The 3,017-nt window shown below is 45.9% G+C and carries 2 protein-coding genes; both read right to left on the bottom strand.

The annotated features are described in order from the left end of the window. Positions 1-183 precede the first annotated feature (183 nt). The gene (locus VN105_RS08090; RefSeq protein ID WP_325639681.1) at positions 184-2,457 is read right to left on the bottom strand and encodes a heavy metal translocating P-type ATPase; all 2,274 of its coding nucleotides are present in this window, start codon (positions 2,455-2,457) and stop codon (positions 184-186) included. A gap of 77 nt (positions 2,458-2,534) precedes the next feature. Then, positions 2,535-3,017, bottom strand: a 483-nt coding sequence (locus tag VN105_RS08085; protein ID WP_325639679.1) for a helix-turn-helix transcriptional regulator, incomplete at its 5' end; no start/stop codon positions are given.

The raw sequence follows: 3,017 nt of genomic DNA, 5'->3' as shown, positions 1-3,017 counted from the left end.
TTGAACTGTTTCCATGGTCTGTTTCTTTTAAAATTTAATTATTTCCGGTTTGATGATGTAAAGTTACTGCGCGTACAGGTACTGTATCTTATACAATTGCCTGTAACTTTTATATAATTATTATTAGTCAATTTCCACCGTTACGTCGTCTGTTACATTCTTCGTACATTTTTATTTTCTGCATTACAATTTTGCTGCTTTCAACCGCAGGCTGTTGCTCACCACACTTACGGAGCTGAGGGCCATGGCAGCGCCGGCAATCATAGGATCCAGCAGGAATCCGTTTATGGGGAATAATACACCGGCGGCAATAGGAATACCGATAACATTGTATATAAAGGCCCAGAAAAGATTCTGTTTAATGGTGCTCACAGTTTTCGTGGAAAGCCTGAGTGCTTTTGGAATGCTGTTCAGGTCGGAAGTGATCAGCGTCATTTTAGCAACATCCATGGCTATATCGGAGCCCTTGCCCATGGCAATGCTCACATCGGCCTGGGCCAGCGCCTGTGAATCGTTAATACCATCTCCAACCATGGCTACCACTTTCCCGGCCTGCTGCAGCTCTTTTACAAAATCTGCTTTATAAGAGGGTAATACTTCCGCTTTATAGTTTTTTATACCTACTTCCCTTGCCACAGCAGCGGCGGTATGCTGGTTATCACCTGTAAGCATATATACCGCAATGCCATCACGCTGCAAGGCATGGATAGCCTGCCTGGAAGTTTCTTTTATTTTATCAGCAATGGCAATAATGGCAAGCAGCTCTTTGGCGCCGGCAAAATAAATAACCGTTTTGGCCTCTTCCTGCAAATTCGCAGCCTCTGCAGCTAACCTGCTGTTTATGGTAATATGGTTTTCGTCGAGTAAACGTTTATTGCCCACAAAATAAGACTGCCCGTTATATGTGCCTGTTACGCCTTGTCCGGTAATACTTTCAAAGCCTTTTAACGCCACCGGTCCAATGCCGCCGCCTGATAAATATCCCGTTACGGCCTCCGCCAACGGATGTTCCGAGTGGTGTTCAAGTGCGTACAGGATGGATTGCTGAAGCGGGTGACCGGTTTCCCCGCTATTCCACACGATGTTGGTAACTACCGGTTTACCCTCAGTAATGGTACCTGTTTTATCCAGTATGATCGCATTCACTTTATGTGCAAGCTCCAGGCTTTCGGCGTCCTTAATAAGAATATTGTTTTCAGCTCCTTTTCCTACACCTACCATGATGGCTGTTGGCGTAGCCAGGCCAAGCGCACATGGACAGGCGATAACAAGCACTGTAACAGAAGTCAGCAGCGCATGGGTAAATGCGTTATCTCCACCAAGCAGCATCCAGGAAATAAAAGTGAGAATAGCTATACCAATTACTACCGGCACAAATATTCCTGCAATTTTGTCGACCAGTTTCTGTACCGGTGCTTTACTACCCTGGGCTTCCTGTACCATTTTTATAATCTGCGCCAGGAGTGTATCAGTACCCACTTTTTCTGCAGTAAAACGGAAACTTCCTTTCTGGTTGATGGTGCCGGCAAATACGCCGTCGCCTTCTTTCTTGGCAACAGGCAGAGGTTCGCCTGTAATCATGCTTTCATCTACATAAGATTCACCGGCAGACAGCTTACCGTCTACAGGGATCTTTTCACCCGGTTTTACCAGCAGCAGGTCACCGGCTTTAACGGCAGCAACAGGCACTTCGCTGGTATTTCCATCCGGCCCAACCAACAACACTGTTTTAGGTTGCAGCCCGATGAGTTTTTTTATGGCAGATGAAGTATTGGATTTGGCTTTTTCTTCCAGCAGTTTACCCAGCGAGATAAACGCGATCACAACGGCAGCAGCCTCAAAGTAAACGTGCGGATGCAAACCACGCTGGTGCCAGAACTGCGGATATATTGTATTAAATGCACTGAAAAGCCAGGCAATACCGGTACTAAGCGCTACAAGTGTATCCATATTGGCTTTCCCGTGCCTGGCCTGCTTCCAGGCATTCACAAAAAAGCTGCGGCCAAGGATGAACACTACCGGGGTAGCCAATGCCATCATGATCCAATTGCCATAAGGCATATTCATAAAGAACATACCAATGATAACAACCGGGAGAGACAATACAGACGACCAGACAGTCCGTTTTTTTATTTCCTGGTAATGCCTGCGCTGTGCTTCCTCTTTAACTGCTTCCCGGTTTTCTTTTTCAATTACAAGGTCGTAACCAATAGAACGGATCGCAGTTTGCAGGGCTTCGGGGCTAACGTTTCCATGGCGATATTGCACCCAGGCTGTTTGATTGGCGAAATTTACACCGGCGTCCTCTACACCGGGCACCGATTTCAACATCGATTCCACGCTAACGGCACAAGCTGCACAGGTCATTTCCAGTACAGGAAAGGTTTCTTTTATACTTTCTGTTTTTTTCTTTCTGACAGCAGTTGTTTCCTGCTGTACTGATATAGCTGTAGACATATTTCCCGATTTTCTACAAAGCTACAGCAGGCGGGAGGCAGGGATGTTATACTATTACCTGTGAATTGTATATAATTTTAAGACCGGGATTCCTGACCATGGGAAAGGGATAACCTGGTTTTACGGACATCCTTAAAATAAGATGGATTTAAACCTGTGGTGGATTTAAATTGGCGGGACAAGTGCGCCGCGCTGCTGAACCCTAGCTTATAGGCAATATCGGCCAGGGTTTCATTGGTATAAACCAGCAGTTCCTTGGTTTTCTCAATCCGGTATTCCATGATGTACTTTTCCAGGGTCACGTCTTCCGCTGCTGAAAAAATACTGCTCGCGGTATTATAATCTTTATTCAGCGTACTTACTACCAGGTCGGAAAACCGGAAATTATCGGGGAAATCATAACTTCCCGAATAAACCTGTTCAATCAATGACTTTATATCAAGAACAAGCCTGGTCTTTTTGTCCTCCAGCAGTGCGAATCCGGTCGCTGCCAACTTTTTACTGAGTGTAGCAATATCGGGGGCCGATAAGGCAGACACGGTGGTAACTTCTCCCAGGTG

It is taken from the genome of Chitinophaga sp., from assembly GCF_035564935.1.
GTDB lineage: Bacteria > Bacteroidota > Bacteroidia > Chitinophagales > Chitinophagaceae > Chitinophaga.
Note: the sequence above shows the minus strand (reverse complement) of the source record. Positions and strands in the feature narration are given on the sequence as shown.

Bases quoted from the DNA above. Each gene is read 5' to 3' on its own strand.
- VN105_RS08090 (WP_325639681.1), bottom strand. From the start codon at position 2,457: ATGTCTACAGCTATATCAGTACAGCAGGAAACAACTGCTGTCAGAAAG.